This is a genomic window from Kutzneria viridogrisea DSM 43870 (assembly GCF_000525635.1).
Lineage (GTDB): Bacteria > Actinomycetota > Actinomycetes > Mycobacteriales > Pseudonocardiaceae > Kutzneria > Kutzneria viridogrisea.
The window spans coordinates 8,032,060-8,056,698 of sequence record NZ_CP007155.1 but is presented as its reverse complement, the minus strand read 5'-3'; the positions used below and the strand labels follow the sequence as shown (position 1 = coordinate 8,056,698).

Genomic DNA, 24,639 nt, shown 5'->3' with positions numbered 1-24,639 from the left:
CAGGCAAACGCGAGTCCCGCTGTCCCGCTCACTGTGGGCGTCCCGCGAGTCCTGCCCGCGCGCGGATCGCACCGCGATCTCGTCGTTCGTGGCGCCGCTAGGCGGGACTCGCCCGCGCCAGAGCGGGATTCGCGTGCCCCAGAGCGGGACTCGCGGTCAGGGCTCGGTGGGGGTCCAGCCGGTTTTCAGGCCGGCGCCGGACAGGAGCAGCACCACTGAGCCGTCCACAGTGGACTGTTTTGTGGCGGCCCAGCACGAGTGTGCCGTTGCCAACGGGCAGCACGAACGTGTCGGGCAGCCGTCCGCCGAGTTGCTCCCACACCTCGAACGCGAACGTGGCGGTGCCGATGTGGAAGAGCGGGTTGTACACGTGCGTGGCGTAGAAGTCACCTGTCCTGGTGACCTCCTCGACGGCCGCCGCGGCGGTGGCCTCCCGGTTGCCGGGCACCAGGTTCAGCTTCGCGCCGTGGGCGCGGATCTGCGCCAGCTTCTTCGGCGAGGTGCTCTCGGGTACGAATATCTCCGCGGGCAGTCCCGCGCGGGCGGCGTTAGGCGGCGACGGCGGTCCCGGCGTTACCGCTGGAGTCGGCGATCACCCGGCGGGCACCGGCGGCCAGCGCGGCGCACAGCAGCACCACGGCGCCGCGGTCCTTGAACGACAGGGTCGGGCTGGCGTACTCCACCTTGACCGAGACCTGTTCCGCGGCGGGCAGCAGCGGGGTGAGGCCCTCGCCCAGTGTCGCCGAACGCCACAGCTTCTCGGGCACACCAAGGGCTTCCGCGTAACGCCACGTGCTCAGCGGGCGCCCGGCCAGTTCGGCCAGCGGCACCGGCGCGGCGGGCGGTCCGGCGAGTTCCATGGGCACCCCGCAGCACCGCCACGCGGGATCGCCGAACTCGAACGTCCGCTCGCACTGCGGACAACGCCGCCGCGGCCCGATCACTCCGTGCCGCCCCCTCGTCGGTCACCTCCCGAGCCGTGCACGTTACGCGGCGCGTCGGGGCGGCCCCGGCCTTGCCCGCACGTCCTGGACTTCGAGTCAAGTCGGGTGAGTTCCGGCATCGCCCGGCCGATGCAGATCTTGGGCGACTACGCTCTGCAGTGCGCGGTCCTCGGGTCCGCCCCGGGTGCCACGGCAGGTGTGGAGTGAGCAAGTCCTGCCGGGTGCCTACGGCGTGGCTACTGGACCGACGCGGCTGCGGTGCCTACCGTCCACCCCAATGTCGGGGTTGACATAACTCAAAGCCTCTGGTTGAGGTTGAGGGTTTGACCGAAGTCTGGCCGGGGGCGGTCAGAACGGGAAGGTGACCACCGCAGGGACGAAAGAGCACGGGCCACGACCAGGAAGGCGGATCCGATGACGCCCCCGCACAACTACCTCGCGGTGATCAAGGTCGTCGGCATCGGCGGCGGCGGTGTCAACGCCGTCAACCGCATGATCGAGGTCGGGCTCAAGGGCGTCGAGTTCATCGCGGTGAACACCGACGCACAGGCGCTGCTGATGTCGGACGCCGACGTCAAGCTGGACATCGGCCGGGAGCTGACAAGGGGACTGGGCGCAGGCGCCAACCCCGAGGTCGGCCACAAGGCCGCCGAGGACCACCGGGAGGAGATCGAGGAGGTCCTCAAGGGGGCCGACATGGTCTTCGTCACCGCGGGTGAGGGCGGCGGTACCGGTACCGGCGGCGCACCCGTGGTGGCCTCCATCGCGCGCAAGCTGGGCGCGCTGACCATCGGTGTGGTGACCCGCCCGTTCAGCTTCGAGGGCAAGCGCCGCGCGAAGCAGGCCGAGGACGGCATCACCGCACTGCGCAACGAGTGCGACACGCTCATCGTGATCCCCAACGACCGGCTGCTACAGCTCGGCGACATCGGGGTGAGCCTGATGGACGCGTTCCGCTCGGCCGACGAGGTGCTGCTTTCCGGTGTGCAGGGCATCACCGACCTGATCACCACCCCGGGTCTGATCAACCTGGACTTCGCCGACGTGAAGAGCGTCATGTCCGGCGCGGGCAGCGCACTGATGGGCATCGGCTCCGCCCGCGGCGAGGGCCGCGCGGTGCAGGCCGCCCAGAAGGCGATCAACTCGCCGCTGCTGGAGGCGTCCATGGACGGTGCGCACGGCGTGCTGCTGGCCATCGCGGGCGGCTCCGACCTGGGGCTGTTCGAGATCAACGAGTCGGCCTCGCTGGTGCAGGAGGCGGCCCACCCGGACGCCAACATCATCTTCGGTACGGTCATCGACGACTCGCTCGGCGACGAGGTGCGGGTCACCGTGATCGCGGCGGGCTTCGACAGCGGCGGTCCCACGCACAAGAAGCTGGAGCCCACCGCGCTGACCTCGCCCGCGCGCGGCACCGGCACGGTCGCACCGGCCCAGGCTGGCCAGGTCAGCGCGCCGCCCAGCCCGCAGCCGCAGCCCGCCCAGCAGGTACAGCAGCCCCAGTCCGAGGTGCCCGCGCAGCCGGTGAACCCGAACCCGAACGGCTACACCGCCAACCCGGCGAGCGGTTACCCGGCCGCTCCCACCGCGCCGAGCACCGGTGGCCTGCCCCCGGTGAGCAGGCCGGGCGGCTCGCTGCCGCAGCCCGGCACCCAGCCGGGCAGCTCCTATGGCGGTTCGGCCGCGGCGGGCTCGCTGCCCAGCAGGGCCGTGCCGCTGAGCGAGGATCCCGACGACGACGTGGACGTGCCGCCCTTCATGCGGCGCTGAGCGCACTCCTGGACTGTGGGCGGTACCCGTGCGGGTGCCGCCCACAGTGCTGTCCGGGAGCTGGAACAATGACGGGGTGCGCGTTCGTCGAGTCGTGACCACCCGTGCCGGTGGCCGGTCCCAACCGCCCTACGAGTCGTTCAACCTGGGCGACCACGTGGGCGACGACCCCGGGGCGGTGGCCGCGAACCGGCTGCGGCTCGCCGAGGGCGTCGGCCTGCCCGAGGACCGCCTGGTCTGGATGGAGCAGGTGCACGGCCGCACCGCCACCGTCGTGAGCGGACCGGTCGCCGGGCCGGTGGAGGCCACCGACGCGCTGGTCACCGCCGAGCCGGGGCTGGCCCTGGTCGCGCTGGTGGCCGACTGCGTGCCGGTGCTGCTGGCCGACCCGCAGGCCGGGGTCGTGGCCGCGGTGCACGCGGGCCGGGTCGGTGCCCGGGTCGGCGTGGTGCCCGCGGCGCTGGCCGCCATGGAGCAGGCCGGTGCCGCCGTGGACCGGGTCGAGGTGCTGCTCGGGCCCTCGGTCTGCGGGGACTGCTACGAGGTGCCCGCCGCGATGCGCGAGGACGTGGCGGCGCACCTGCCGGGCAGCGCCGCGAAGACCCGGGGCGGCAAGCCCTCGCTGGACCTGCGCGCGGGCCTGTGGAACCAGCTCGCCGCCGCCGGAGTCGCGAAGGTGGGCGTGGACCCGCGGTGCACCGTGGAGGACCGCACCCTGTTCAGCCACCGCCGTGAGGGGCGCACCGGTCGGCTGGCCGCGGTCACCTGGATCGAGCCATGACCGATCGCTGTGCGGAGCTTGCCGCCGGGCTGGCCGAGATCCAGGCGCGCATCCAGTCCGCCTGCGCCTACGCCGGGCGGGACCCGGGCGAGGTCCGGCTGCTCGCGGTGACCAAGACCTGGCCCGCCGCCGATGTCGCCCACCTGGTCGACCTGGGGCTGACCGAGTTCGCCGAGAACCGGGACCAGGAGGCCGCGCCGAAGGCCGTCGAGCTGGCCGCGGCCCGGCCGGGTGCGGCGGTGCGCTGGCACATGGTGGGCCACGTGCAGCGGAACAAGACTCGCTCGATCGTGGGATGGGCGGACGAGGTGCAGTCCGTGGACTCGCCCAGGCTCGCCGTGGCGCTCGCGAAGGCCGTGGCGGCCGCCCGCACCAGGGGGGAGCGCACCGAGCCGCTCAGCGTGCTGCTGCAGGCCAGTCTGGACGGGGATCCGGAGCGTGGTGGCGCTGTGTTGTCGGATCTGCCCGAGCTCGCCGACGCAGTAGTCCAATCGGGTGAACTGATCTTGCGGGGGGTGATGACGGTGGCTCCACGCGCCATGCTTCCCCCGGCAGCCTTCGAACTCCTCGCGACGGCCGTGGATCGCCTGCGCAAGGACCATCCGGAGGCAATCGAGGTCTCCGCCGGGATGAGCGGGGACCTCGAGGCCGCGATCGCGCACGGCTCGACCTGCGTGCGTGTCGGAACTGCGCTGTTGGGGTACAGGGGGCTAGCCTCGCCGTGAGGCGTGGGGCTGGTGTGACTGGTGAGAGAGGAACATCGCGCCCTTCACCGGTCGGGGAGTCTCGGAGGAAGGGCAGGCGGATGAGCGAGCTTGCGAGCGGATCATCAAGCCCGGTGCCTGCGCGCAGCGCCGCACCGAGCGTCAGTGAGGTGCGGCGATGAGCGCACTGCAGAAGCTGAAGGCCTACTTCGGGATGGTCCCCGCCGAGGACATGGACGGCTACGAGGAGGACCGCGGCCGGTACGCCGCGGACTACCGCGACGAGTACGCCGGCACCTCCGAGGACTACGACCGCTACCCGTCCTCGACCCGTCGCCGCGGCTCGGCACCCACCTCGCTGTCCTCCCGGTCCTCGTACCGGGACTACGACGAGGACGGCTACGAGGTGCCCGAGGAGCGCCCGCGCAGCCGTCGCAGCTGGGCGACCGAGGCGCCAACGCACGGGGCGCTGGCCGTGGAGCCCAAGCCCGAGCCGGTCGCCCGGATCCGGCCCGCCCAGGAGACCAGCTCCCACCCGCTCGCCAAGATCATTACGCTGCACCCGCGAAGCTACACCGAGGCGCGCACGATCGGTGAGCACTACCGCGACGGCACGCCGGTGATCATCAACCTGACCGAGATGGACAACGCGGACGCCAAGCGGCTCGTGGACTTCGCGGCCGGGCTCGCCTTCGCGCTGCGCGGCTCGATGGACAAGGTCACCAACAAGGTGTTCCTTCTCTCACCCCCCAATATCGACGTGACCGCCGAGGACCGCAGGCGGCTGGCCGAGGGTGGGTTCTTCACCCAGTCCTGACAGGTGGCACAGTGGTGGGGTGCAACCGGTCCTGGTCGTGGTCTACTACGTGCTGTTCTTCTTCTGGCTGCTGCTCTCTGCGCGCCTGGTCGTCGAGTACGTCCGGGCGTTCGCCAGGGACTGGCGGCCGGCCGGCGGGGTTGCGGTCACGCTGGAGACCATCTACACAGTGACAGACCCCCCGGTCCGCTTGGCCCGTCGCGTGATACCGATGGTACGAATCGGGGGCGTAGGGCTGGACCTATCGATTATGGTGCTGCTGCTGGTCGTGTTCATACTGATGCGTCTGGCGGATGTCGGGTGACGGGGAACCTGACTCCAGACAGCCGTGAGTGCGTGAGGTGATCTGATGCCGTTGACCCCCGCTGACGTGCACAACGTCGCGTTCAGCAAGCCTCCTATCGGGAAGCGGGGCTACAACGAGGACGAGGTGGACGCGTTCCTCGACCTGGTTGAGGGCGAGCTTGCCCGCCTGATCGAGGAGAACAACGATCTGCGCGCGCAGGTCGAGCAGCTGGACTCCCAGTTGGAGGCCACGCGTGCCGACCTGGACGACGCCAGGAGCAAGGTGGGCTCTGGCCCGGTGCGCGAGGAGCCCCGTCGCCTCGCCTCGGTGCCGCCGCCCTCCGTCATGGAGCAGACCACGCCGGGTGGTGACCACCACGTGCAGGCGGCCAAGGTCCTGGGCCTCGCCCAGGAGATGGCCGACCGGCTGACCGGCGAGGCCAAGGCCGAGGCGGACGGCATGCTCGCGGAGGCCCGGACCAAGTCCGAGCAGCTGCTCTCCGAGGCACGTGCCAAGGCCGACACCATGGTCAACGAGGCGCGTACCCGTGCGGAGACCATGCTCAACGACGCCAGGACCCGGTCGGAGACCCTGGAGCGCAACGCCAGGGAGAAGGCCGCGGCGCTGGACCGCGACGCGCAGCGCAAGCACGCCGAGGTGATGGGCAACATCACCCAGGAGAAGAACGCGCTGGAGAAGAAGATCGACATGCTCCGCACGATGGAGCGCGAGTACCGGACCCGGTTGAAGAGCCTGCTGGAGTCGCAGCTGGCCGAGCTGAACGACCGGACCTCGGCAGCGCCCTCGGACGGCAGGGTCGGTCAGCAGAGCGGTGGCTACTCCTTCGGACCGCGCGCCGAGACCGCCTGATCCGGCGCGTCCGGCCCGGCCGTTAGCCGGGTGACGTAGGGTCGGCCTGTGCTGAGGAGTTCTGGGCTGCTCTACGTCGTCCTGCTGCTGGTCGTGGCTGCCTTCGGGCTGCTCGTGGTCGCGCTGACCACGACCCAGACCCTGTGGGCCTGGGGTTCGGTGCTGCTCAGCGTCGCGGCGGCCGCCGTGCTGCTCGTGGACCGGCAGCGCAGGCGAGCCCAGCTCGTGACCGCGTCGGGCACACGCGCGTCCTCGACCGCTGAGGCGGTGCGGGAGGGCGGTGGCGCGGATGCGGACCCCCAGGGCGGCTCGACGGGCGGACCGGGTGGACAGCAGGCTACAGGTGATCTTGATGAGGCTCCCACCGGGGGTACCCAAGAGGTCACCGCGAGTGATACGCAGGCGGAGCCCGAGGAGGAGGACACCGACGCGGCCGACGCGTTGGTGGTCTCCGACCTCACCGACGAGGTGCGCGTGGTCGACGAGCGGCCGCGCTACCACCTCGCCTCCTGCGGGTGGCTCGCCGAGCGCCCGACCCTCGTGCTGCCGATCAACGAGGCCCGCCAGCTCGGGTTCACGCCCTGCGCGGTGTGCACGCCGGACGCCACCCTGGCGGCCCGGACCCGCGGCAACTGACTTGCCGTCACCGGCTACGCTGGTCGGTGCACAGGTGTTGATCCGGCCATCACCGGGGAGCCTCCGGAAGAACGGGCCGAGCAGGCCTCAGTAGAACCGGACGGGTCGGCCCGTCACAGCCGAGAACGAGCGGCCTCCCTCTCCTGGGGGGCAAGCGGGGTGGTACCGCGGTGTGCCCGGCAACGGGTTCGTCGTCCCCGTCTGGACAGACGAGACGGCGCCGCGAGGAGCAGTACCCATGGCCTACCCCAAGGCTCATTTCAGCAGCGAAGACGTGCCCGCCCAGCCCTCCTTCCCGGCGCTGGAGCGCGAGGCCCTGGACTACTGGTCGGCCGACGGCACCTTCGAGGCCAGCGTCACCAACCGGGACGCGGGCGAGAACGGGGCCAACGAGTTCGTCTTCTACGACGGCCCGCCCTTCGCCAACGGCCTGCCGCACTACGGTCACCTGCTGACCGGGTACGCCAAGGACGTGGTGCCGCGCTACCAGACGATGCGCGGCAAGCGGGTGGAGCGCCGGTTCGGCTGGGACTGCCACGGCCTGCCCGCCGAGGTGCGCGCCGAGAAGGAGCTGGGCATCTCCTCCAAGGCCGAGATCGAGCAGCTCGGCGTGGAGAAGTTCAACGAGGTCTGCCGCACCTCGGTGCTGCGCTACACCAGCGAGTGGCGCGAGTACGTGACCCGGCAGGCCCGCTGGGTGGACTTCGACAACGACTACAAGACCCTCGACCTGGACTACATGGAATCGGTCATGTGGGCCTTCAAGACCCTGTGGGACAAGGGTCTGGTCTACGAGGGCTTCCGGGTGCTCTGGTACTGCTGGCGCTGCGAGACCCCGCTGTCCAACTCCGAGACGAAGATGGACGACACCTACCGGGACCGCCAGGACCCGGCGGTGACCGTGGGCTTCCAGTTGGAGACCGGTGAGCGGGCCCTGATCTGGACCACCACCCCGTGGACCCTGCCGTCCAACCTGGCCGTGGCCGTGCACCCCGAGGTGGATTACGTCACCGTCGAGCACGAGGGCGAGCGCTACCTGCTGGCCGAGGCCCGGCTGGCCGCCTACGCCCGTGAGCTGGGCGAGGACGCCGCGGACCGCGTTGTCGCGCGCTGCAAGGGCGCCGACCTGCTCGGCCGCCGCTACACCCCGCCGTTCGACTTCTTCGCGGGCCGCCCCAACGCCCACCAGGTGCTGGCCGCCGACTACGTCACCACCGAGGACGGCACCGGGCTCGTGCACATCGCGCCCGCCTTCGGTGAGGAGGACAAGGCCGTCACCGACGCCGCCGACATCGCGGTCGTCGTGCCGGTGGACTCGCGCGGGCGGTTCACCGCCGAGGTCGCGCCCTACGAGGGCGTGCACGTGTTCGAGGCGAACAAGACGATCATCCGCGACCTGCGGGCCGCGGGCGCGCTGCTGCGCCACGAGACCTACGACCACCCGTACCCGCACTGCTGGCGCTGCGACAGCCCGCTGATCCAGCGCGCGGTGTCCTCCTGGTTCGTGGCCGTCACCAAGTTCCGCGACCGCATGGTGGAGCTCAACCAGGAGATCAACTGGGTGCCCGACCACGTGCGGGACGGCCAGATGGGCAAGTGGCTGGAGAACGCCCGCGACTGGAACATCTCGCGCAACCGGTTCTGGGGCTCCCCGATCCCGGTGTGGACCTCCGACGACCCGGCCTACCCCCGGGTGGACGTCTACGGCTCGCTGGACGAGCTGGAGCGGGACTTCGGCGTGCGCCCGACCGACCTGCACCGCCCGGTCATCGACGAGCTGACCAGGCCGAACCCGGACGACCCGACCGGCAAGTCGACCATGCGTCGGGTGCCCGAGGTGCTGGACTGCTGGTTCGAGTCCGGCTCGATGCCCTTCGCCCAGGTGCACTACCCGTTTGAGAACTCCGACTGGTTCGAGCACCACTACCCCGGCGACTTCATCGTCGAGTACAGCGCGCAGACCCGCGGCTGGTTCTACAACATGCACGTGCTGGCCACGGCGCTGTTCGACCGGCCCGCGTTCAAGAACTGCATCGCGCACGGCATCGTGCTCGGCGACGACGGGCAGAAGATGTCCAAGACGCTGAACAACTACCCGGACGTCAACGAGGTGTTCGACCGCGACGGCTCCGACGCCATGCGGTGGTTCCTGATGTCCAGCCCGATCCTGCGCGGGGGCAACCTGATCGTCACCGAGCGCGGCATCCGCGAGTCGGTGCGTCAGGCCCTGCTGCCGCTGTGGAACTCCTGGTACTTCCTGGCCCTGTACGCCAACGCGGCCGGTACCCAGGGGACCTGGCGCACCGACAGCCAGCACGTGCTCGACCGCTACGTGCTGGCCAAGACGCACGACCTGGTCGCCGAGGTGTCCGGCGCGCTGGACACCTACGACCTGTCCGGGGCGTGCTTCGCGGTGCGCGACTTCCTGGAGGTGCTGACCAACTGGTACGTGCGCCGTTCCAGGGACCGGTTCTGGGCGGGCGAGCAGGACGCCGTGGACACCCTGCACACCGTGCTGGAGGTGGTCAGCCGGGTCGCCGCCCCGCTGTTGCCGCTGACCACCGAGGTGGTGTGGCGCGGGCTGACCGGTGAGCGCTCGGTGCACCTGGCCGACTACCCGGCCGCCGCCGACCTGCCCGCCGACAGCGCACTGGTCACCGCCATGGACGAGGTGCGGCGGGTCTGCTCGGCGGCGCTGTCGCTGCGCAAGGCGAACAAGCTGCGCGTGCGGCTGCCGCTGGCCAGGTTGACCGTGGCCACCGCCGAGGCCGCGGCTCTGGCGCCGTTCGCGGACCTGATCCGGGACGAGGTGAACGTCAAGGAGGTCGAGCTGACCACCGACCTCGCCGCGCACGGCCACTTCGAGCTGACCGTGAACGCGCGGGCCTGCGGACCCAGGCTCGGCAAGGACGTGCAGAAGGTGATCAAGGCCGTGAAGGCGGGGGAGTGGACCGCCGACGAGAACGGCGTGGTCAGCGCGGCGGGCATCGCCCTGCTGGCGGGTGAGTACGAGCAGAAGCTGGTGGCCACCGACCCGGCGGCCACCGCGGCCCTGCCCGGTGGGGCCGGTCTGGTGGTGCTGGACACGAAGGTGACCGCCGAGCTGGCCGCCGAGGGCGTGGCCCGCGACGTGGTGCGGGTGGTGCAGCAGGCCCGGCGCGAGGCGGGGCTGGACGTGTCCGACCGGATCGCGCTGACCGTGTCGGCGGCCGAGGAGGTGCTGTCCTCGGTGCGGGCGCACCAGGAGTTCCTCGCCGCGGAGACGCTGGCCGAGTCGGTGGGCTACGGAGCGGTCGAGGGCTTCAGCGGCGCGGTCGGTGACGGCGAGCAGGTCACCGTGGCGGTGACGCGAGTCGGCTGAGAGAGTAGCTACAGCGGCGGCGGCCCCGGTCACCCCCACAGCACACCGGGGTCGCCGCCGAGGTCTCCGTACTCTCCCCTCTGAGCGGCAGACCATACGCTGCCGTACGGAACCTGACCATACGGTAGCGTATGGATTCGTGGTGGGGAAGCGTCGCACGCGCGAGGACTGGATAGTCGCGGCGTTGGCGATGATCGCGGAGCGGGGAGTGGCTGCGCTGGCCGTGGAGCCGCTGGCCCAACGGGTCGGCGCGACCAAGGGCAGCGCGTACTGGCACTTCCCCAGCCGGGAGGCCCTGCTGACGGCGGCGTTGCGGCGCTGGTCCGAGCAGGGCACGGCCTGGGTCATCGAGGCCACCTCGCAGAAGGGCGACCCCGCCGAGCAGCTCTGGCTGATGTTCGAGCGGGTCATGATCAACGAGCCGTCCACGGCCATCGAGTACGCCATCATGTCCGCCGCGGGCGATCCGGTGGTCGCCCCGATGTTCCACGAGGCGACCCGGCAGCGGGTGGACTACCTGTCGGGCCTGTTCGAGGGCATCGGCTTCGAGCCGGAGGCGGCCCGCTGGCGCGGGCGCCACCTGTACGGCTTCTTCCTCGGGCACATCCAGCTCGTCAGCAACGACCCCAGCGCGGTGCCCTCCGGGGACCGGCGGCGCGAGTACGTCGAGGCCGCCTACCGCATGATGACCGCCCGGTGAGATTCCCCGTTCGGGTGAAACCCGGGGCGAAGCGCGACTCCGTGGGCGGCATCTGGGCTGGTCCCGGCGGTCCCGCGCTGGTCGTCGCCGTGTCGGCGCCCGCGGTGGAGGGCAAGGCCAACGAGGCCGTGCGCCGCGCGCTGGCCGCGGCCTTCGGTGTCCGCCGCAAGGACGTGTTGATCATCGCTGGTGAGCGCGGCAGGGACAAGGTCGTCGAGCTCTGCTCGGCCCCCGAGGGCACGGCGGACCTGCTTGCCCGCCTGTTGGGCTGAAGCGGCACACTTGTTTGTCCACAATGGACATCCACTGTGGTCGATTAGTACTTTTCTGGCAACTTAACGCACAATAGACACCGGAACGGGTGACAACCGGGAGGTGGGGTGGCCGACCTTTCCATCGCGTTGGGTATCGGAGCAGTGGTTCTCTTGCTCTCCGTGTTCGCCGTACGGGTGTCAGTGCGGGTCGGTCTGCCCTCACTGTTGCTCTACCTCGGGTTCGGCCTGCTGATCGGTGAGGCCGGGCTCGGCATCAAGTTCGACAATGCCGGTCTCACCCAGGCGCTGGGCATCGCCGCTCTGGTCCTCATCCTCGCCGAAGGTGGCCTCACCACCCGATGGTCCGGGGTGAAGTCCGCGCTGGGACTGGGAATCTCACTGTCCACAGTGGCCGTTGCCGTGAGCGTCGCGGTCACCGGGGCCTGCCTGCACCTGATACTCGGCCTGGACTGGCGGATGGCCCTGCTGTGGGGCGCCGTGCTGTCCTCCACCGACGCCGCGGCCGTGTTCAGCGTGCTGCGCGGGGTGGGCGTTGGCAAGCGCCTGGCGGGCGCGCTGGAGCTGGAGTCCGGCCTCAACGACGCGCCGGTGTTCATCGCCGTGGTGCTGCTCGTCTCCGGGGACCCGGTGCGGTGGACCACCCCGCTGCTGGTCGTCTACGAACTCGGCGCGGGCGCGCTGATCGGTGCCGCCGTCGGCTGGCTGGGCGCCTTCGCCCTGCGCCGCGCCGCCCTGCCCGCCACCGGCCTGTACCCGATCGCCGCCGTGGCCATGTGCGTGCTCGCCTACGCGGCCGGGGACCTGTCGCACGCCTCGGGTCTGCTCGCCACCTACGTGGCCGGGCTCGTCCTGGGCAACTCCCGGCTCCCGCACCGCTCGGACACCCTGTCCTTCGCCGAGGGCCTGGGTTGGCTCGCGCAGATCGGACTGTTCGTGCTGCTCGGCCTGTTCGCCTCCCCGGCGCGGCTGCTCAGCGCGCTGGTGCCCGCACTGGTCGCCGGCGCCGTGCTCGTGCTGCTGGCCCGCCCGCTGTCGGTGCTGCTCGCCGCCACGCCGTTCCGGGTGAAGTGGCGCGAGCAGGTGTTCCTGTCCTGGTCGGGCCTGCGCGGGGCCGTGCCCATCGTGCTCGCGCTGATCCCGCTCACCCAGGGCGTGCCCGGGGCGGAACAGCTCGTCGACGCCGTGTTCGTGCTCGTCGTGGTGCTGACCCTGGTGCAGGGCGCCACCCTGCCGGTGGTCGCGCGCTGGCTCGGGCTCGTCCGTTCCGGTCAACCCCGTGAGATCGAGGTGGACGCCGCACCGCTGGACCAGCTCGGCGCCGAGCTGTTGCAGGTGCGCATCCAGCGCGGATCGCGCCTGCACGGCGTGTACCTGTCCGAGCTGCGCCTGCCGGTCGGCGCCACGGTGAGCCTGATCGTGCGCGAGGACGCCGGGTTCACACCCAAGTCCACGACCCGGTTGCAGGAGGAGGACCAGCTCCTGGTCATCGCGACCGAGACCGCCCGCGAAGGGGCCGAACGGCGGATCCGCGCCGTGGACCGCGCGGGCCGCTACGCCCGCTGGAAAGGCGACCCCGGCGACTGACCCCGTACGCCCCCGCCGCGTGTCGGCGCTTCCGGTATCGCGTGTCGGACGTTCCCGTACGGTGTGTTGCGCGCTGCGGGAAGGCGAGAGTCGCTCATGTCTTGCGGATCCTGTACGGGAAGCGCCGACACGCCGTACCGGGACGTCCGACACGCGGTGCTGGGGCGTCCGACACGCGGTGTGGGAAGCGCCGACACGCGGTGCCGGAACGTGCGACACGCGGGTGGTCAGCCCAGGGTGCCGGCGAACAGGGCGCGGTGTACGGCGAGGTAGGCCGCGCACGGGAAGGTCGGGCGGGGCTGCCACCAGTGGTCGGGGCGGCAGGTGGCGCAGCGGCCACGTGAGTCGGGGGAGTGCTCGCCCAGCAGCGTGGACACGGCCTTGGCCACGCCGGGCAGTTCCGCGCGGGCGACCCGGGCCGCCCGCGCGGGATCGGCCTCGGTGCTGAGTCTGGCCAGCTTCGCCAGGTGCCTGTTCAGCTCGTCGTCGAGCTCCCGGAACATCGTGCCGCCTCCCGCTCTCGAAGGCAGCAGTCTGCGCTGTCGAGGTGGCCGACAGACCCGTCCATCACCCGTCTGGACCGGAAATCACTCATTCGGGCCGGTCGGTGAGCTGGCTCTCAGCATGTGGGCGGGGGCTCGACCCGGGCCCGAGGCATCGGCTAGCTTCGAACACGAAGGTCATGAGTGCCAGCGACAAGCCCCGGCTAGCTGGCCGGCAACCCTCCTACCGCGGTGGGGTGCCCCGGGTGAGGACCAGGTCCGTGGCGAGAACGCGACGGGCAAGCGCGGGCCCCTCGTCGGGTCCATGACCCGGAGGCTGACATGACGTCCACGATCCCGCAGGCCCGCACCGGCTACACCGTTCCCGCCGTGGTCGGCGCCCAGCTCTGCGTGCCGCTGGTGACCGGCGACCGCATCGGTTACGCCAACCTCGACCACGCGGCGAGCGCGCCCTGTCTGGAGCGGGTCCGCGACGCCGTCAACGAACTGCTGCCCTGGTACGCGAGCGTGCACCGCGGCGCGGGCCTGGCCTCCCAGGTCAGCACCCGCGTGTACGAGCAGGCCCGCGACACGCTGCGCCGCTTCGTGGGCGCCCGGTCCTCCGACACCGTCGTGTTCACCCGCAACACCACCGACTCGCTCAACCTGTTGGCGCGCAGCCTGCCCAGGCGCACCGCCGTGGTGCTGTTCGACACCGAGCACCACGCGGCGCTGCTGCCCTGGCGCGGGCCGAACGTCCGCCGGGTGCGCACCCCCGACTCGGCCGGTGCCGCCGTGCCCGCGCTGGAGGCCGCGCTGCGCGAGTGCCCGCAGGGCCCACGGCTGGTGGTCGTCACCGGCGCGTCCAACGTCACCGGCGAGCTGTGGCCGGTGGCCGAGCTGGCCCAGGTGGCACGCCGTCACGGCGCGCGCATCGTGCTGGACGCCGCGCAGCTGGCCCCGCACCGCCCGGTGGACATCAAGGCCCTGGACGTGGACTACGTGGTGCTGTCCGGGCACAAGCTCTACGCCCCGTTCGGCGCGGGCGCGCTGATCGGGCGGGCCGACTGGTTGCAGGCCGCGGACCCGTACCTGGTCGGCGGAGGTGCCACGAAGAACGTCGTGGACTGGGGCGACCACCTGGGTGTGGCCTGGTCCGCGGTGCCGGAGCGGCACGAGGCCGGTTCGCCCAACGTGGCCGGCGTGCACGCGCTGGCCGCCGCCTGCGACACGTTCATCCAGCACGGCTGGGACCAGGTCGAGGCGCACGAGCGCACGCTGCTGGCGCGGCTGCGCGAGGGGCTGGCCACCGTGCCGGGGCTGCACGAGCTGAGCCTGTTCGACGCCGAGCACGACCGGGTTGGCGTGGTCAGCTTCACCATCGACGGCCTGGACGCGGGTCTGGTCGCCGCGGCGCTGTCCGCCGAGTACGGCATCGGCGTCCGCGACGGCGCGTTCTGCGCGCACATCGCGACCCGCAGGCTGCTGGGCCGAGCCGGGTCCACCGAGCAGCGCGCGCTGCGCGCCAGCCTGGGCCTGGGCAGCACCGCCGAGCACGTGGACCGGCTGGTCGGCGCGCTGCGCAGGCTGGTCGCCGAGGGGCCGCGCGCCGCCTACCACCAGGTGGACGGCCGGTGGGTGCCGGTGGACGACCAGCGCCCGTTGCCGCCCTTCGTCGCGGGCTGAGCGGGGCTCGGGGGACAATGGCCGGGTGAGTACCGAGCCCAACACCGAACCGGCTGCCGGGCAGGCCATCCTGCCGCGCCGGATCGGGCTGCTGGCCGCCGCCGCGGTCGTCGCACTGCTGCTCGACGTCGTGACCAAGACGGTCGTGGTGTCCAACCTGGAGGGCAAGCCGCCGATCGAGGCACTGGGCGGGCTGGTCTACTTCCAGGTGATCCGAAACCCCTACGCCGCGTTCTCGCTCGGTGTCACCGGCATGACCTGGGTGTTCAGCCTGGTCTGCGTCGGCGTGCTGGCCGCGATCATCTGGGTGGCGCCCAAGCTGCGCTCGCGCGGCTGGGCACTGGGCCTGGGCCTGGTGTTCGGCGGTGCGCTGGGTAACCTGCTGGACCGGCTGTTCCGCGCGCCGGGGGCGTTGCAGGGCCACGTGGTGGACTTCATCTCCGTGTTCGCGCCCAACGCCCAGGTGTTCCCGATCTTCAACCTGGCTGACTCCGCCATCTGCGTCGGCGGCGCGCTGATCGTGCTGATGGCGCTGCTCGGCCGCGACTACGACGGTCGTTCGACCAAGGAGAAGGCAGGGGACAAGTGAGCGAGCTCGCGAGCTCACCATTGAGCACTGGGAGCCCGCTCGCGGGCCGACGAGCGTCAGCGAGGAGTGTCCCGTGAGTGACCTGCGTACCCTGCCGGTGCCCGACGGCCTGGACGGCATGCGCGTGGACGCGGGCCTGTCCAAGCTGCTCGGCCTGTCCCGCACCGCCGTCGCCGCGCTGACCGACTCCGGGGACGTGCTGGTGGACGGCCAGCCCGCGGGCAAGTCGGACCGGCTGGTCGCGGGCAGTTGGCTGGAGATCAGCCTGCCCGCCCCGGCCCAGCCGGTGACCGTGCAGGCCGTGCCCGTGCCGGGCCTTGTCGTGCTGCACGAGGACGAGGACATCGTGGTGGTGGACAAGCCGGTCGGGGTCGCCGTGCACCCCAGCCCCGGCTGGAACGGCCCGACCGTGGTCGGCGGGCTGGCCGCGGCCGGGTTGCGGATCTCCACCTCCGGGGCCGCCGAGCGGCAGGGCGTGGTGCACCGGCTGGACGCGGGCACCACCGGGGTCATGGTGGTGGCCAAGAGCGAGCACGCCTACACCGTGCTCAAGCGGGCGTTCAAGGAGCGTACCGTGGAGAAGGTCTACCACGCGCTGGTGCAGGGCCACCCGGACCCCTCGCGCGGCACCATCGACGCGCCGATCGACCGGCACCCCAAGCACGACTACAAGTTCGCGGTGGTCGCGGGCGGCCGCCCCAGCGTCACGCACTACGAGGTCACCGAGGCGTTCCGCGCCGCCTCACTGCTGGACGTGCACCTGGAGACCGGGCGCACGCACCAGATCCGCGTGCACTTCTCCGCGCTGCGGCACCCCTGCGTCGGCGACCTCACCTACGGCGCCGACCCCGCGCTGGCCAAGCGCCTCGGCCTGAGCCGCCAGTGGTTGCAGGCCAAGACCCTCGCGTTCCACCACCCCGCCGACGGCCAGTGGGTGAGCTTCAGCAGCACCTACCCCGAGGACCTGGCGAACGCGCTGGAGACCCTGCGCGCGGAGAACTAGCGCAGCCGCAACAGGTTCCGCGAGACGAAGTAGCCGATCCCGCCCAGTACGAACGGAAGCACCGCCAGCGCGACGAAAACCCCTGCGCTGGCGGTGAATTCGTACTGGGGGCGGGTGGCGAACACGGTCCGGAGCAGGAACAGCCCCAGCGCCGTGACCGGGATCGTGCCCAGCCACACCACGAGCAGAGCGCGCAGGCCGACCGTGGCCCCGGCGAGGTTCAGGTACTCGCCCCGCGCGTAGTTGCGGGCCGCGAGCAGGCCGCCGCCCATGATCAGCAGCATTAGCGAGGCGCACAGCACCAGCACCACGGCGAAGTTGCCGAACACGTCGTGCGCGGCGGGCAGGCCGAAGCCGACCGCGGCCTGCGCCCCGCCCAGCACGAGCGAGGACAGCAGCAACAGCACGCCGGTCACCGTGGTGCCGGAGGCGATGCGCCGGGCTCGGTGGGCGGACACCCAGTGGTACTCCGGGACCGGCTCCTGCGGGATGTAGGTCATGCGGTGACGTGCCAGTTCATGCCGCTGGGGTCGTTGACGCTGGCGTGGCCGAGCACCTCGGTGTTCGTCCTGGCCCAGCTGCCCAGGTCGTCGTGGATCTTCTGCTTGAGGTTGCCCTGCTCCACGGCGATCGTCTGGGTGAGCGACTGCATCGAGGTGACCGCGGTGACCACCAGCCCGACCGAGACGCCCACGGCGGTGGCGATGGCGGCGATGGCGGCGGGCAGTCCCACCACCGTGCAGGCCGTGGCGATGGCGGCGACGGCGCCGACCGCGAACACCACCAGCGCGGCCTTGATCGCCAGCCAGAAGTTGTCGATGGCGTTGGCCAGGTTCACCAGCGAGGACTTCATCTGGTTGGCCAGGTCCTTGATGCCGCCCAGACCGGACACCTGCGCGGGCACGCTCGCCTTGTACGCCTCGGCGGCCCGGCCGCTCCAGTCCACAGTGGTCCTGAGCTTGTCCAGGGACAGGCTGCCCGCGAGGTCCCCGGCCGGGTTGCCCACCTGGTCGACCCACGCGTCCCCGGCCTGCTTGAGCCGGTCGGAGTCCCCGCGCTGGGTGAGCATCTGGTTGATCCGGTCCCAGAACTCGCGCAGCTTCTGGTTGAGCCCCTCGATGCCGCGGCGGATCGGCTCGATCAGGTCGGACAGGAAGTCCGGCACCCAGCTGAGCACCTCGTTGACCGCGTCGAAGAAGCGCTGCACGTCCCGCTCGATCTCGCGCAGCTTCTCGTCGACCTCGGCGATGATCGCGTTCGACATCAGTAGACCCCCTTGAGGCGGTGCAGGTTCTGCTGCTCCTCCTGCTCGTAGATCGTGGCGGCGGTGCGCAGGGCGGCGGCCACGGCGTGGAAGTTCTCCGCCGCCTGCGCGATCACCGAGGCGAGCTGTTCACGGGCCTCGTTGTAGGTGCGGTCCAGCCCGGCGTCGGCGGCCCACATCGAGACCTGTTCCGGGCCCAGCGCCAGCCCACCCAGCGTCGAGGTGGGACCGTCCAGGCCGTCACCCGCGGCATCCCAGGTGCTCGCGTCCGAACGCAGGGCGTCCAGCGCGACCGAGACCTGGTCGGCGGTCGGCGTGCCGCTCATGCGAGTGCCCCCTCCGTGTTCACGGCACCAGGCCGAGTCCGCGCAGCAGCCGCTGCGGATCGCTCACCAGCGCGGTGAGTTCGGTGATCGCCGGGCTGGTCGGGGTCTGCGCGGACTCGCCAGGCACGCTCAGCCCGCGCAGCAGCCGCAGCACCTCGACCAGTTCGCTCTCGATCTCCGAGTCGCGGGCCACCGCGGCCCAGTCGGCGTCCAGCTCCAGGCTGAGCACCCGGCCACGCTGAGCGCTGCCCCGCACGTGCCCGCCGCCGCTGTGCGCGGGCACGGGGTGGTCCACGACGGCCGACAGCTGGCGGGTGAACCCGTCCAGGTCCGCGGCGGCCGCGTCGATCAACCGCGCCAGGTCCTCGGGGGAGGTGAGCGGCGGTGGCGGTGCCGGGTTGTACTGGGGTGGCGGCGGTTCCTGCTCGGCCTGGGCGGCCAGGGCGCGGATGCTCGCGGTGTTGGCCGCCGCGAGCACGGCGGAGTGCAGGGATCGCGGGTCCACGGTGCCGCGCCAGCCCGGGGTGAGCCGGACGGAGCGGACCTCGGCCGTGGGGGAGACGGTGACGGTCACGACCCCCGCCGGGTCGGCACCGGTCAGGGGCTGTTCGGCGGAAGGCTCGGCGGCACGACCGCTGTCGTACTCCCAGTCCTCGGCATCCTCGAACCCCCAACGACGGTCGTCGCTCATCGGCTCACCACCCCAGGTGCTACCCCCGGTGCCGAACCTACGCGGGGCGGACCGCCGGGCGACATCGCACGACCGGCTGAAGCCTCAGGCGTCCACGGTCCAGGTCAGGCTGCGCTGCGGGTCGTCGGGGCGCGGGCTCCAGCGCACGGCGGTGATCCGCGTGTCCTCCGGCAGCACGTACACGGTGTGCCCGCCCGCGGTCTCGCCCGGCTGCACGCCGATCCGGTGCGGCGGCCGTGAGGACAGCGAGACCGGCGCCTTGGACACGGCGGTGCCGTCCTCGGCGAGCAGCACCAGGTAGAGATCGGGCAGCGAGGAGAACGGCACCCCGCCACGGTTGGTCAGCTCGGTGTGCACCACCACCGCGCGTTCCCCGGCCTGCAAGCGGTAACCCGCCGCGGTGAACAGGAAGTCCGCCGGGTCCACCACTTCCACGAGCTGGATCGACAGCAGCTCGCCCTCCAGGCCCTCGGCCGTCTGCGAGGTACCGACCGTGTGGTTCACCGGCTGCGCCGGTGCCGCCGAGGGCGGGGGCTGGTCGCCGCGGGCCCATGCCGCGCTCTGCGGCGGCCCCCAGGTCCCCGCCTCGGCGGGCGGCGGGACCGGTTGCTGGGTGGGGAACGGGACGCTCGTCGGTGGCTGGGCGTACTGCGGGGGCGGCGGCGCGTACTGGGGCTGGGGCTGCACGTACTGCGGTTGGGCGTGCTGCACCGGCTGGACGTACTGGGGCTGCGGCTGGGCGTACTGCGGCGGAACCGGTTGCTGCATCGGGTATCCGCCGGTCTGCGGCTGCTGGCCGCCCCAGGCCCGCGCGGCGGCGAGGGCGGCGCGGATGCCGTTCGGGTCGCACTCCACGCCCACCACCAGCGGCATGCCGGTGGCCGACAGCGCCACCAGCCGGGCCGCCGCCTCCCGGGGATCCATGCCCAGCCTGGCGGCCACGTCGTGCACGGCGGCGCGTCCCAGCTCGGCGATCATCGCGAGTAGGCGCAGGTCGACTGGATCGGGCGCTGCCACGGATCGCACGCTACCGGTTCGCGTCCCGCGCGTGTTCGCGGCGCCCGGTAAGAGGTTCGGCCGTTCCCCCGGTCGGCGGGTGGGGTGCCCGTTGGCGGCGGGGCGGGCGTTGTCAGAACAACCTGTTGCCCGCCTCGGCGGACGGCTCCTCCAGCTCCAGCAGGAACCGCTTCCGGTCGACCCCGCCCGCGTAGCCGGTCAGCGCCCCGCGCGCGCCGACCACGCGGTGGCACGGCACGAGGATGCTGATCGGGTTCCAGCCGTTGGCGTTGCCGACCGCCTGCGCGGCGCGGGGATCGCCCAGCTCGGCCGCGAGTTGCCCGTACGTGCGCGTCTGTCCGTACGGGATCGTGGTGAGCAGCTGCCACACCTTCTGCTCGAACTCCGAACCTCGGGGCGCGAGCTCCAGTTCGAACGTGGTGCGCTCGCCGGCGAAGTACTCGCGGAGCTGCCGTGCCGCCTCGGCGAGGACCGGGTCGGCCCCGTCGGGGACCCGCGGCCCCAGGTCGGTCAGCCGCGGTGTCCTCCCGTGGCCCGCGAAGTAGAGGCCGATCAGCGCCTGGCCGTCGGCGACGAGCGTCAGCTCGCCCACCGGTGAGTCCACGACCGCGTGTCGAACGCCCATGGTCGCCCCCTTCATTTCTGGGCTGCGCAGCCCACTATTAATGGGTTGTCAAGCCCATTCTGCGCTAGGGTGCGGTCATGACGAAGCCGGCGCCCAAGCTCACGCCGAAGGGGCTGGCCACTCGCGCGCGCATCGTCGAGGCGACCGCGCGGCTCATCTACGAGCACGGCGTGCACGGCACGAACAACGAACTGATCCGCAGGACGACCGGCGTGAGCGGATCACAGCTCAACCACTACTTCCCGGACAAGGAGGGACTGGTCCGGGCGGTGATCCAGTGGCGGGCCGAGGAGGTCATCGCCGCCCACCGCGCGAACTTCGGCGCGCTGGACAGCATCGACTCGCTGCGGCGCTGGGCGGACTGGTACGGCGCCGACGAACTCGCCGCCGAGCGCGGGTGCGGCTACGGCTCGCTCGCCGCCGAGATCATCAAGAAGGATCTGGACCTGCACGAGGAGTTGGCGGCCGGGTTCGCACGCTGGCAGGAACTGTTCCGGGATGGCCTGCGCGCGATGCGCGATCGCGGCGACCTCCGGCCGGACGCCGACCCCGGCCACCTCACCCGCGTGCTGATGGCCGCGCTCCAGGGCGGCATGCTGCTGGCCCAGGCCGCACGCGACCTGGCACCCCTGCGCGAGGCGCTCGAGGGCGCGATCGCCTACCTCACCACGTTCGCGCCCGGACCCCGGTAACCCCATCGCAACACCGCCAGCCACCAACGGCAAAAACCGCTGCCTACGGTTGCCCGCGATCCGGCCGTGCCACCGGGAGGCAACCGTGACCGAACTCGCCGAGAGAACCAGCACCGGCCCCAAGCGCCGCTACGCAAAGCTCGCCGCGGACGAGGACAGCGAGGACTACTCCCTGCGCTACGCGGCCTCCTCGTTCCGCAGGTGGTCCCCGTTCGCGGTGGCCACGACGGCGCTGGGCGGCATCGCCTACCTCGCGGACTTCGCGATCGGCGCCAGCATCGTGCTGGTGCACGGCTTCTCCTCGGCGGTGCTGGCCATCGGCATCGCCGCGCTGGTGATCTTCCTGACCGGCATCCCGATCGCGGCGGCCTGCGCGCGCTACGGGGTGGACATGGACCTGCTCACCCGGGGCGCCGGTTTCGGCTACTTCGGGTCGACGCTCACCTCGCTGATCTACGCCAGCTTCACGGTGATCTTCTTCGCCCTGGAGGGCTCGATCATGGCCCAGGCGTTCCAGTTGGCGTTCGGGCTGCCGCTGGCGCTGGGCTACCTGCTGACGACCCTGATCGTGTTGCCGTTCGTGCTGTACGGGATGCGGGCGCTGGCCAAGGTGCAGCTGTGGACCCAGCCGGTGTGGCTGGTGGGCCTGGTGCTGCCCTTCGTGGTCGTGCTGGCCACGCACCCGGAGCGCTTCGCGGAGTTCGCCTCCTTCGGCGGCACGCAGGGCGCGGGCTCCGGCCTGTCGCTGACCGGGGTGGGCCTGGGGGCGGGCGTGGCCCTGTCGCTGATCGGGCAGATCGGCGAGCAGGCGGACTACCTGCGCTTCATGCCGGAGAAGACCGCTGCCAACCGCAGATCCTGGTGGGCCGCGGTGATCGCGGCCGGTCCCGGCTGGGTGGTGCTGGGTGCGCTCAAGCAGATCGGCGGCGCGTTCCTGGCCTTCTGCGCGCTGGGCGTGATCGGACACGCCGCCGCACTGGAACCGATCGCGCCCTACGTGGCGGCGGTGCGCCCGGTGTTCGGCGGCCTTGCCCTGCCGATCGCGGCGCTGTTCGTCGTGATCTCCCAGATCAAGATCAACACGACGAATGCCTACTCCGGGTCGCTGTCCTTCGCCAACTTCTTCTCCCGCGTGCTGCACCGCCACCCGGGCCGGGCCTGGTACGTGCTGGTCAACTGCGGCATCGCGTTGGTGCTGATGGAGTTGGGCGCCTTCGCCTTCCTCAACGACATCCTGGGCTTCTACTCCAACGTGGCCATCGCCTGGATCGGCGCGGTCGTCGCGGACCTGGTGATCTGCAAGCCGCTGGGCCTGAGCCCGCCGTACGTGGAGTTCAAGCGCGCCTACCTGTACGCGGTCAACCCGGTCGGCTTCGGCTCCATGGTGGTGGCCTCGGTGGTGTCGGTGGTGGCCTACTTCGGCGCGTTCGGGCCGGTCCTGGCCGCGTGGAGCCCGTTCCTCGCGCTGTTGCTGGCGGTGGTCCTGGTGCCGCTGACCGCCAAGCTCACCGGCGGGCGCTACTACCTGGCGCGCCCCAACCTGGTGTCCGGGCCGGACTCCGGGGCCACCGACCTGACCGCCACGCACACCTGCACCGTGTGCGAGGTGGACTACGAACTGCCCGACCTCGTGGACTGCGCACACCACGGCGGCGCGGCCTGTTCCCTGTGCTGCACCTTGGAAACCGCCTGTGGGCAGGCCTGCCAGCGGCCGGGCGCCGGGCCCGTGTCGCTGACCCTGCGCCCCCGACCGGAGTGAGTCGTTTTACGCGGGCCGTTCGAGGACCTCGCCAGTCCTCGAACGGCCCGCATCACCCCCGCCAGCTGGTCTCATCCGGTGCTCGGCAACTCCGCGAGCACCCGCTCGATCACCTCGGTCAGGCCGCTGCCCGGCGGGTGGGCCAGCGCCTCCAGTTCCGCGAAGGTCTCCACGTACGTGCTGGTCTCCTCGGGGTTCTCCCGGATCAGCACGTCCCCGCCGGGCTGTTCGAGCAGCACCGCGAAGTCCTGCTCCTCGTCGGGGAACTCCATGATCGTGAAGGAGCCGCGCAGCCCGGGGTGCGCGCCGAGGCTGAACGGCAACACCCGCAGGCTGACGTTGTCCCGCGCGTCCAGCTCCAGCAGCCGGTACAACTGGGCCCTGGTCACCTCGGGGCCGCCGACCCAGCGCCGCAGCACCGCCTCGTCCAGGGCGAACACCGTCTCGGGTGGCGTGGCCCGCTCCCACAGTTGCTGGCGGCGCATCCGCACCTGGACGCCCAGCTCCACCAGTTCGGGGTCCGAGGTGTACAGCCGGATGACGGCCCGCGCGTAGTCCTCGGTCTGGAGCAGCCCGGGCAGTTGCAGACCCTGGCAGACCCGGATGCGCGAGGCGGCGTCCTCGTAGCCGAGGTAGGTCAGGAACTGCTGGTCCAGCACGCCCCGGTAGGCGCTCCACCACTCCTGGCGCTGGCTGGCCTTGGCGGCGCCGACCAGTTCCCGCACCCGCTCGGCGTCGGTGACGCCCAGCTGGCCCAGCAGGGCCTTCAGGTCGGTGGTGGAGATGCCCACGGCCCCGGTCTCGATGCGGATGACCTTGGACAGTGACCAGTCCAGCGCCTCGGCGACCTCCTTGAGGGTCTGCCCGGCCTGCTGGCGGGACCGCCGCAGCTCGGTGCGCAGCCTGCGTTGCAGGACGACCGGGGACACGTCCTTGGTCATCGCGCACCTCCCCCCTGCGACGGCGATCTGCTATATGGCAGATCGAACAGTGTCACCATGCTACCTGGCGCACGGGGGTGCTCGTGGCGGTTCGGGCCAAGCGAACGGGCACGGGGTGCTGCTCTGTTCGAGGCCAGGTATTCCGGGGCGAACCCGTTCGGGCCTTCTGTTATTGACGTTGACGGTTTTTGACTACGGTCGGGTGCAGATGTGCTCCCTCACTCGGCGGTAGAACATCGCGGGGAACCGTGGATAGTGTGGTTTCCGTGGTTGATGTCCCCGAAAACGTTGTCCAGGCCTGTTCTGCCGCGAGCGCTGAACTCGACGCGGCCGGACCCGCCTGGCGCAAGAGTTCGCTGAGCAGCACGAACCCCAACTCCTGTGTGGAAGTCGCCCGGCGTGACTCCTGCGTGCACGTGCGCGATTCCAAACACCGCGAAGGCGGCCTGCTGGCGTTCGAGCCCCGTGCCTGGAAAGCCTTTGTTGACGGTTTGTGTTCGGGCAGAATGCTCGATTTCTGAGCGGTTCGCGCTACTTCCCGCGCGCGGCGTGACAGGCCGTGAGGAACGCGGCCACCGGCCAGCCGGCGATCTCCTCCGCGAGCACGTCCAGCGCGAGGTCTTCCAGTCCTCGCCAAGCGCACGCGGCTGCGACCCATGTCCAGCTTCGTGCCGGTGGCCGCCCAGCGCTGTCGGAACTGCTCCTCGCGGCCCGCGTAGCCGCCCATCAGGTAGAGCGAGACGTGGTTCTTCTGAGACTCGAGGCTCACGTACGGCTGCGGCTGCTCGTCATCCGGTGTGGGAGGGGGAGGGCGAGCGCGGAGCTCTCCCGCCCTC

The 24,639-nt window shown here is 71.4% G+C and carries 26 protein-coding genes, 1 pseudogene and 1 riboswitch; of the genes and pseudogenes, 17 read left to right on the top strand and 10 right to left on the bottom strand.

The annotated features are described in order from the left end of the window. Positions 1 to 97: 97 nt before the first annotated feature. Both KALB_RS50000 and KALB_RS49995 read right to left on the bottom strand, forming a co-directional pair. Positions 98 to 535: pseudogene (locus KALB_RS50000) on the bottom strand (pyridoxal-phosphate dependent enzyme); the annotation flags it as partial. A gap of 13 nt (positions 536 to 548) precedes the next feature. Continuing rightward, positions 549 to 860 carry a pyridoxal-phosphate dependent enzyme gene (locus KALB_RS49995; RefSeq protein ID WP_051913290.1) on the bottom strand — a complete coding sequence of 104 codons (312 nt, stop codon included), beginning with the start codon at positions 858 to 860 and terminating at the stop codon, positions 549 to 551. 498 nt (positions 861 to 1,358) lie between these two features. On the opposite strand from KALB_RS49995, the gene ftsZ reads away from it, so the two are divergent. The 11 genes from ftsZ to KALB_RS34865 all read left to right on the top strand — a co-directional run bounded on the left by ftsZ (position 1,359) and on the right by KALB_RS34865 (position 12,728). Further along, the gene (gene ftsZ, locus KALB_RS34915; RefSeq protein WP_025360317.1) at positions 1,359 to 2,714 is read left to right on the top strand and encodes a cell division protein FtsZ; all 1,356 of its coding nucleotides are present in this window, start codon (positions 1,359 to 1,361) and stop codon (positions 2,712 to 2,714) included. A 76-nt stretch (positions 2,715 to 2,790) separates the two neighbouring features. After that, the gene (pgeF, locus tag KALB_RS34910; protein WP_025360316.1) at positions 2,791 to 3,495 is read left to right on the top strand and encodes a peptidoglycan editing factor PgeF; all 705 of its coding nucleotides are present in this window, start codon (positions 2,791 to 2,793) and stop codon (positions 3,493 to 3,495) included. After that, positions 3,492 to 4,220 (top strand): YggS family pyridoxal phosphate-dependent enzyme, encoded by a 729-nt coding sequence (locus KALB_RS34905; protein WP_025360315.1) that lies wholly within the window; start codon positions 3,492 to 3,494, stop codon positions 4,218 to 4,220. The genes pgeF and KALB_RS34905 overlap by 4 nt, the downstream gene beginning before the upstream one ends. A gap of 157 nt (positions 4,221 to 4,377) precedes the next feature. Then, complete coding sequence (locus KALB_RS34900; protein WP_025360314.1) at positions 4,378 to 5,016, top strand: cell division protein SepF; 639 nt, start codon at positions 4,378 to 4,380, stop codon at positions 5,014 to 5,016. A gap of 19 nt (positions 5,017 to 5,035) precedes the next feature. Beyond that, the gene (locus KALB_RS34895; RefSeq protein ID WP_025360313.1) at positions 5,036 to 5,320 is read left to right on the top strand and encodes a YggT family protein; all 285 of its coding nucleotides are present in this window, start codon (positions 5,036 to 5,038) and stop codon (positions 5,318 to 5,320) included. Between the two features lie 45 nt (positions 5,321 to 5,365). Further along, a complete protein-coding gene (gene wag31, locus KALB_RS34890; RefSeq protein ID WP_025360312.1) occupies positions 5,366 to 6,172 on the top strand; it encodes a DivIVA-like cell division protein Wag31 in 807 nt (268 codons plus the stop codon). Positions 6,173 to 6,220: 48 nt separating this feature from the next. Continuing rightward, complete coding sequence (locus KALB_RS34885; RefSeq protein WP_236650086.1) at positions 6,221 to 6,808, top strand: hypothetical protein; 588 nt, start codon at positions 6,221 to 6,223, stop codon at positions 6,806 to 6,808. A 238-nt stretch (positions 6,809 to 7,046) separates the two neighbouring features. Continuing rightward, positions 7,047 to 10,169, top strand: a complete 3,123-nt coding sequence (gene ileS / locus KALB_RS34880; protein ID WP_025360310.1) for an isoleucine--tRNA ligase — start codon at positions 7,047 to 7,049, stop codon at positions 10,167 to 10,169. A 139-nt stretch (positions 10,170 to 10,308) separates the two neighbouring features. Continuing rightward, complete coding sequence (locus tag KALB_RS34875; RefSeq protein WP_030111422.1) at positions 10,309 to 10,869, top strand: TetR/AcrR family transcriptional regulator; 561 nt, start codon at positions 10,309 to 10,311, stop codon at positions 10,867 to 10,869. Next, positions 10,866 to 11,141: a DUF167 domain-containing protein gene (locus tag KALB_RS34870; RefSeq protein ID WP_025360308.1), complete on the top strand. Its 276-nt coding sequence runs from the start codon at positions 10,866 to 10,868 to the stop codon at positions 11,139 to 11,141. The genes KALB_RS34875 and KALB_RS34870 overlap by 4 nt, the downstream gene beginning before the upstream one ends. 108 nt (positions 11,142 to 11,249) lie before the next feature. Next, positions 11,250 to 12,728 carry a potassium/proton antiporter gene (locus KALB_RS34865; RefSeq protein WP_025360307.1) on the top strand — a complete coding sequence of 493 codons (1,479 nt, stop codon included), beginning with the start codon at positions 11,250 to 11,252 and terminating at the stop codon, positions 12,726 to 12,728. A 227-nt stretch (positions 12,729 to 12,955) separates the two neighbouring features. Here the strand turns inward: KALB_RS34865 and KALB_RS34860 are convergent, their stop codons facing one another. Next, the gene (locus KALB_RS34860) at positions 12,956 to 13,231 is read right to left on the bottom strand and encodes a hypothetical protein (RefSeq protein ID WP_025360306.1); all 276 of its coding nucleotides are present in this window, start codon (positions 13,229 to 13,231) and stop codon (positions 12,956 to 12,958) included. Between the two features lie 175 nt (positions 13,232 to 13,406). Beyond that, positions 13,407 to 13,522, top strand: a riboswitch (SAM riboswitch). A gap of 30 nt (positions 13,523 to 13,552) precedes the next feature. Here KALB_RS34860 and KALB_RS34855 point away from each other — a divergent pair. The 3 genes from KALB_RS34855 to KALB_RS34845 all read left to right on the top strand — a co-directional run bounded on the left by KALB_RS34855 (position 13,553) and on the right by KALB_RS34845 (position 16,488). Continuing rightward, complete coding sequence (locus tag KALB_RS34855; protein ID WP_025360305.1) at positions 13,553 to 14,896, top strand: aminotransferase class V-fold PLP-dependent enzyme; 1,344 nt, start codon at positions 13,553 to 13,555, stop codon at positions 14,894 to 14,896. A gap of 25 nt (positions 14,897 to 14,921) precedes the next feature. Beyond that, the gene (gene lspA, locus KALB_RS34850; protein ID WP_025360304.1) at positions 14,922 to 15,485 is read left to right on the top strand and encodes a signal peptidase II; all 564 of its coding nucleotides are present in this window, start codon (positions 14,922 to 14,924) and stop codon (positions 15,483 to 15,485) included. A 118-nt stretch (positions 15,486 to 15,603) separates the two neighbouring features. Then, a complete protein-coding gene (locus KALB_RS34845) occupies positions 15,604 to 16,488 on the top strand; it encodes an RluA family pseudouridine synthase (RefSeq protein WP_042222948.1) in 885 nt (294 codons plus the stop codon). On the opposite strand, the gene KALB_RS34840 is transcribed toward KALB_RS34845, so the two are convergent. The 6 genes from KALB_RS34840 to KALB_RS34815 all read right to left on the bottom strand — a co-directional run bounded on the left by KALB_RS34840 (position 16,485) and on the right by KALB_RS34815 (position 20,411). Further along, the gene (locus tag KALB_RS34840) at positions 16,485 to 16,988 is read right to left on the bottom strand and encodes a hypothetical protein (protein WP_025360302.1); all 504 of its coding nucleotides are present in this window, start codon (positions 16,986 to 16,988) and stop codon (positions 16,485 to 16,487) included. The genes KALB_RS34845 and KALB_RS34840 overlap by 4 nt on opposite strands. Beyond that, positions 16,985 to 17,752 (bottom strand): hypothetical protein, encoded by a 768-nt coding sequence (locus tag KALB_RS34835; RefSeq protein WP_025360301.1) that lies wholly within the window; start codon positions 17,750 to 17,752, stop codon positions 16,985 to 16,987. Before KALB_RS34835 ends, KALB_RS34840 begins: the two co-directional genes overlap by 4 nt. Continuing rightward, complete coding sequence (locus tag KALB_RS34830; protein ID WP_025360300.1) at positions 17,752 to 18,078, bottom strand: DUF2563 family protein; 327 nt, start codon at positions 18,076 to 18,078, stop codon at positions 17,752 to 17,754. The genes KALB_RS34835 and KALB_RS34830 overlap by 1 nt, the downstream gene beginning before the upstream one ends. A gap of 19 nt (positions 18,079 to 18,097) precedes the next feature. Then, positions 18,098 to 18,769 (bottom strand): YbaB/EbfC family nucleoid-associated protein, encoded by a 672-nt coding sequence (locus tag KALB_RS34825; protein WP_025360299.1) that lies wholly within the window; start codon positions 18,767 to 18,769, stop codon positions 18,098 to 18,100. Between the two features lie 84 nt (positions 18,770 to 18,853). Continuing rightward, positions 18,854 to 19,786 carry an Lrp/AsnC family transcriptional regulator gene (locus KALB_RS34820; RefSeq protein WP_025360298.1) on the bottom strand — a complete coding sequence of 311 codons (933 nt, stop codon included), beginning with the start codon at positions 19,784 to 19,786 and terminating at the stop codon, positions 18,854 to 18,856. Between the two features lie 112 nt (positions 19,787 to 19,898). Next, positions 19,899 to 20,411, bottom strand: coding sequence for a methylated-DNA--[protein]-cysteine S-methyltransferase (locus tag KALB_RS34815; protein WP_025360297.1), 513 nt, complete (start codon positions 20,409 to 20,411; stop codon positions 19,899 to 19,901). A 77-nt stretch (positions 20,412 to 20,488) separates the two neighbouring features. On the opposite strand from KALB_RS34815, the gene KALB_RS34810 reads away from it, so the two are divergent. Both KALB_RS34810 and KALB_RS34805 read left to right on the top strand, forming a co-directional pair. Next, on the top strand, positions 20,489 to 21,103 hold the full coding sequence (locus KALB_RS34810) for a TetR/AcrR family transcriptional regulator (RefSeq protein WP_025360296.1): 615 nt from the start codon (positions 20,489 to 20,491) through the stop codon (positions 21,101 to 21,103). A gap of 85 nt (positions 21,104 to 21,188) precedes the next feature. Then, a complete protein-coding gene (locus KALB_RS34805; RefSeq protein WP_025360295.1) occupies positions 21,189 to 22,862 on the top strand; it encodes a purine-cytosine permease family protein in 1,674 nt (557 codons plus the stop codon). A 71-nt stretch (positions 22,863 to 22,933) separates the two neighbouring features. Here the strand turns inward: KALB_RS34805 and KALB_RS34800 are convergent, their stop codons facing one another. Then, positions 22,934 to 23,803 carry a helix-turn-helix domain-containing protein gene (locus tag KALB_RS34800; protein ID WP_025360294.1) on the bottom strand — a complete coding sequence of 290 codons (870 nt, stop codon included), beginning with the start codon at positions 23,801 to 23,803 and terminating at the stop codon, positions 22,934 to 22,936. A 266-nt stretch (positions 23,804 to 24,069) separates the two neighbouring features. Between KALB_RS34800 and KALB_RS46010 the strand changes: the two genes are divergently transcribed. After that, positions 24,070 to 24,324: a DUF397 domain-containing protein gene (locus tag KALB_RS46010; protein WP_081790018.1), complete on the top strand. Its 255-nt coding sequence runs from the start codon at positions 24,070 to 24,072 to the stop codon at positions 24,322 to 24,324. Positions 24,325 to 24,639 lie beyond the last annotated feature (315 nt).

Bases quoted from the DNA above. Each gene is read 5' to 3' on its own strand.
- KALB_RS34855 (WP_025360305.1), top strand. From the start codon at position 13,553: ATGACGTCCACGATCCCGCAGGCCCGCACCGGCTACACCGTTCCCGCC.
- KALB_RS34825 (WP_025360299.1), bottom strand. From the start codon at position 18,769: ATGAGCGACGACCGTCGTTGGGGGTTCGAGGATGCCGAGGACTGGGAG.
- KALB_RS34815 (WP_025360297.1), bottom strand. From the start codon at position 20,411: ATGGGCGTTCGACACGCGGTCGTGGACTCACCGGTGGGCGAGCTGACG.
- KALB_RS34835 (WP_025360301.1), bottom strand. From the start codon at position 17,752: ATGTCGAACGCGATCATCGCCGAGGTCGACGAGAAGCTGCGCGAGATC.
- KALB_RS34830 (WP_025360300.1), bottom strand. From the start codon at position 18,078: ATGAGCGGCACGCCGACCGCCGACCAGGTCTCGGTCGCGCTGGACGCC.
- ftsZ (WP_025360317.1), top strand. From the start codon at position 1,359: ATGACGCCCCCGCACAACTACCTCGCGGTGATCAAGGTCGTCGGCATC.
- ileS (WP_025360310.1), top strand. From the start codon at position 7,047: ATGGCCTACCCCAAGGCTCATTTCAGCAGCGAAGACGTGCCCGCCCAG.
- KALB_RS34860 (WP_025360306.1), bottom strand. From the start codon at position 13,231: ATGTTCCGGGAGCTCGACGACGAGCTGAACAGGCACCTGGCGAAGCTG.
- KALB_RS34840 (WP_025360302.1), bottom strand. From the start codon at position 16,988: ATGACCTACATCCCGCAGGAGCCGGTCCCGGAGTACCACTGGGTGTCC.
- KALB_RS34905 (WP_025360315.1), top strand. From the start codon at position 3,492: ATGACCGATCGCTGTGCGGAGCTTGCCGCCGGGCTGGCCGAGATCCAG.
- KALB_RS49995 (WP_051913290.1), bottom strand. From the start codon at position 860: ATGGAACTCGCCGGACCGCCCGCCGCGCCGGTGCCGCTGGCCGAACTG.
- wag31 (WP_025360312.1), top strand. From the start codon at position 5,366: ATGCCGTTGACCCCCGCTGACGTGCACAACGTCGCGTTCAGCAAGCCT.
- KALB_RS34800 (WP_025360294.1), bottom strand. From the start codon at position 23,803: ATGACCAAGGACGTGTCCCCGGTCGTCCTGCAACGCAGGCTGCGCACC.
- KALB_RS34810 (WP_025360296.1), top strand. From the start codon at position 20,489: ATGACGAAGCCGGCGCCCAAGCTCACGCCGAAGGGGCTGGCCACTCGC.
- KALB_RS34900 (WP_025360314.1), top strand. From the start codon at position 4,378: ATGAGCGCACTGCAGAAGCTGAAGGCCTACTTCGGGATGGTCCCCGCC.
- KALB_RS34845 (WP_042222948.1), top strand. From the start codon at position 15,604: ATGCGCGTGGACGCGGGCCTGTCCAAGCTGCTCGGCCTGTCCCGCACC.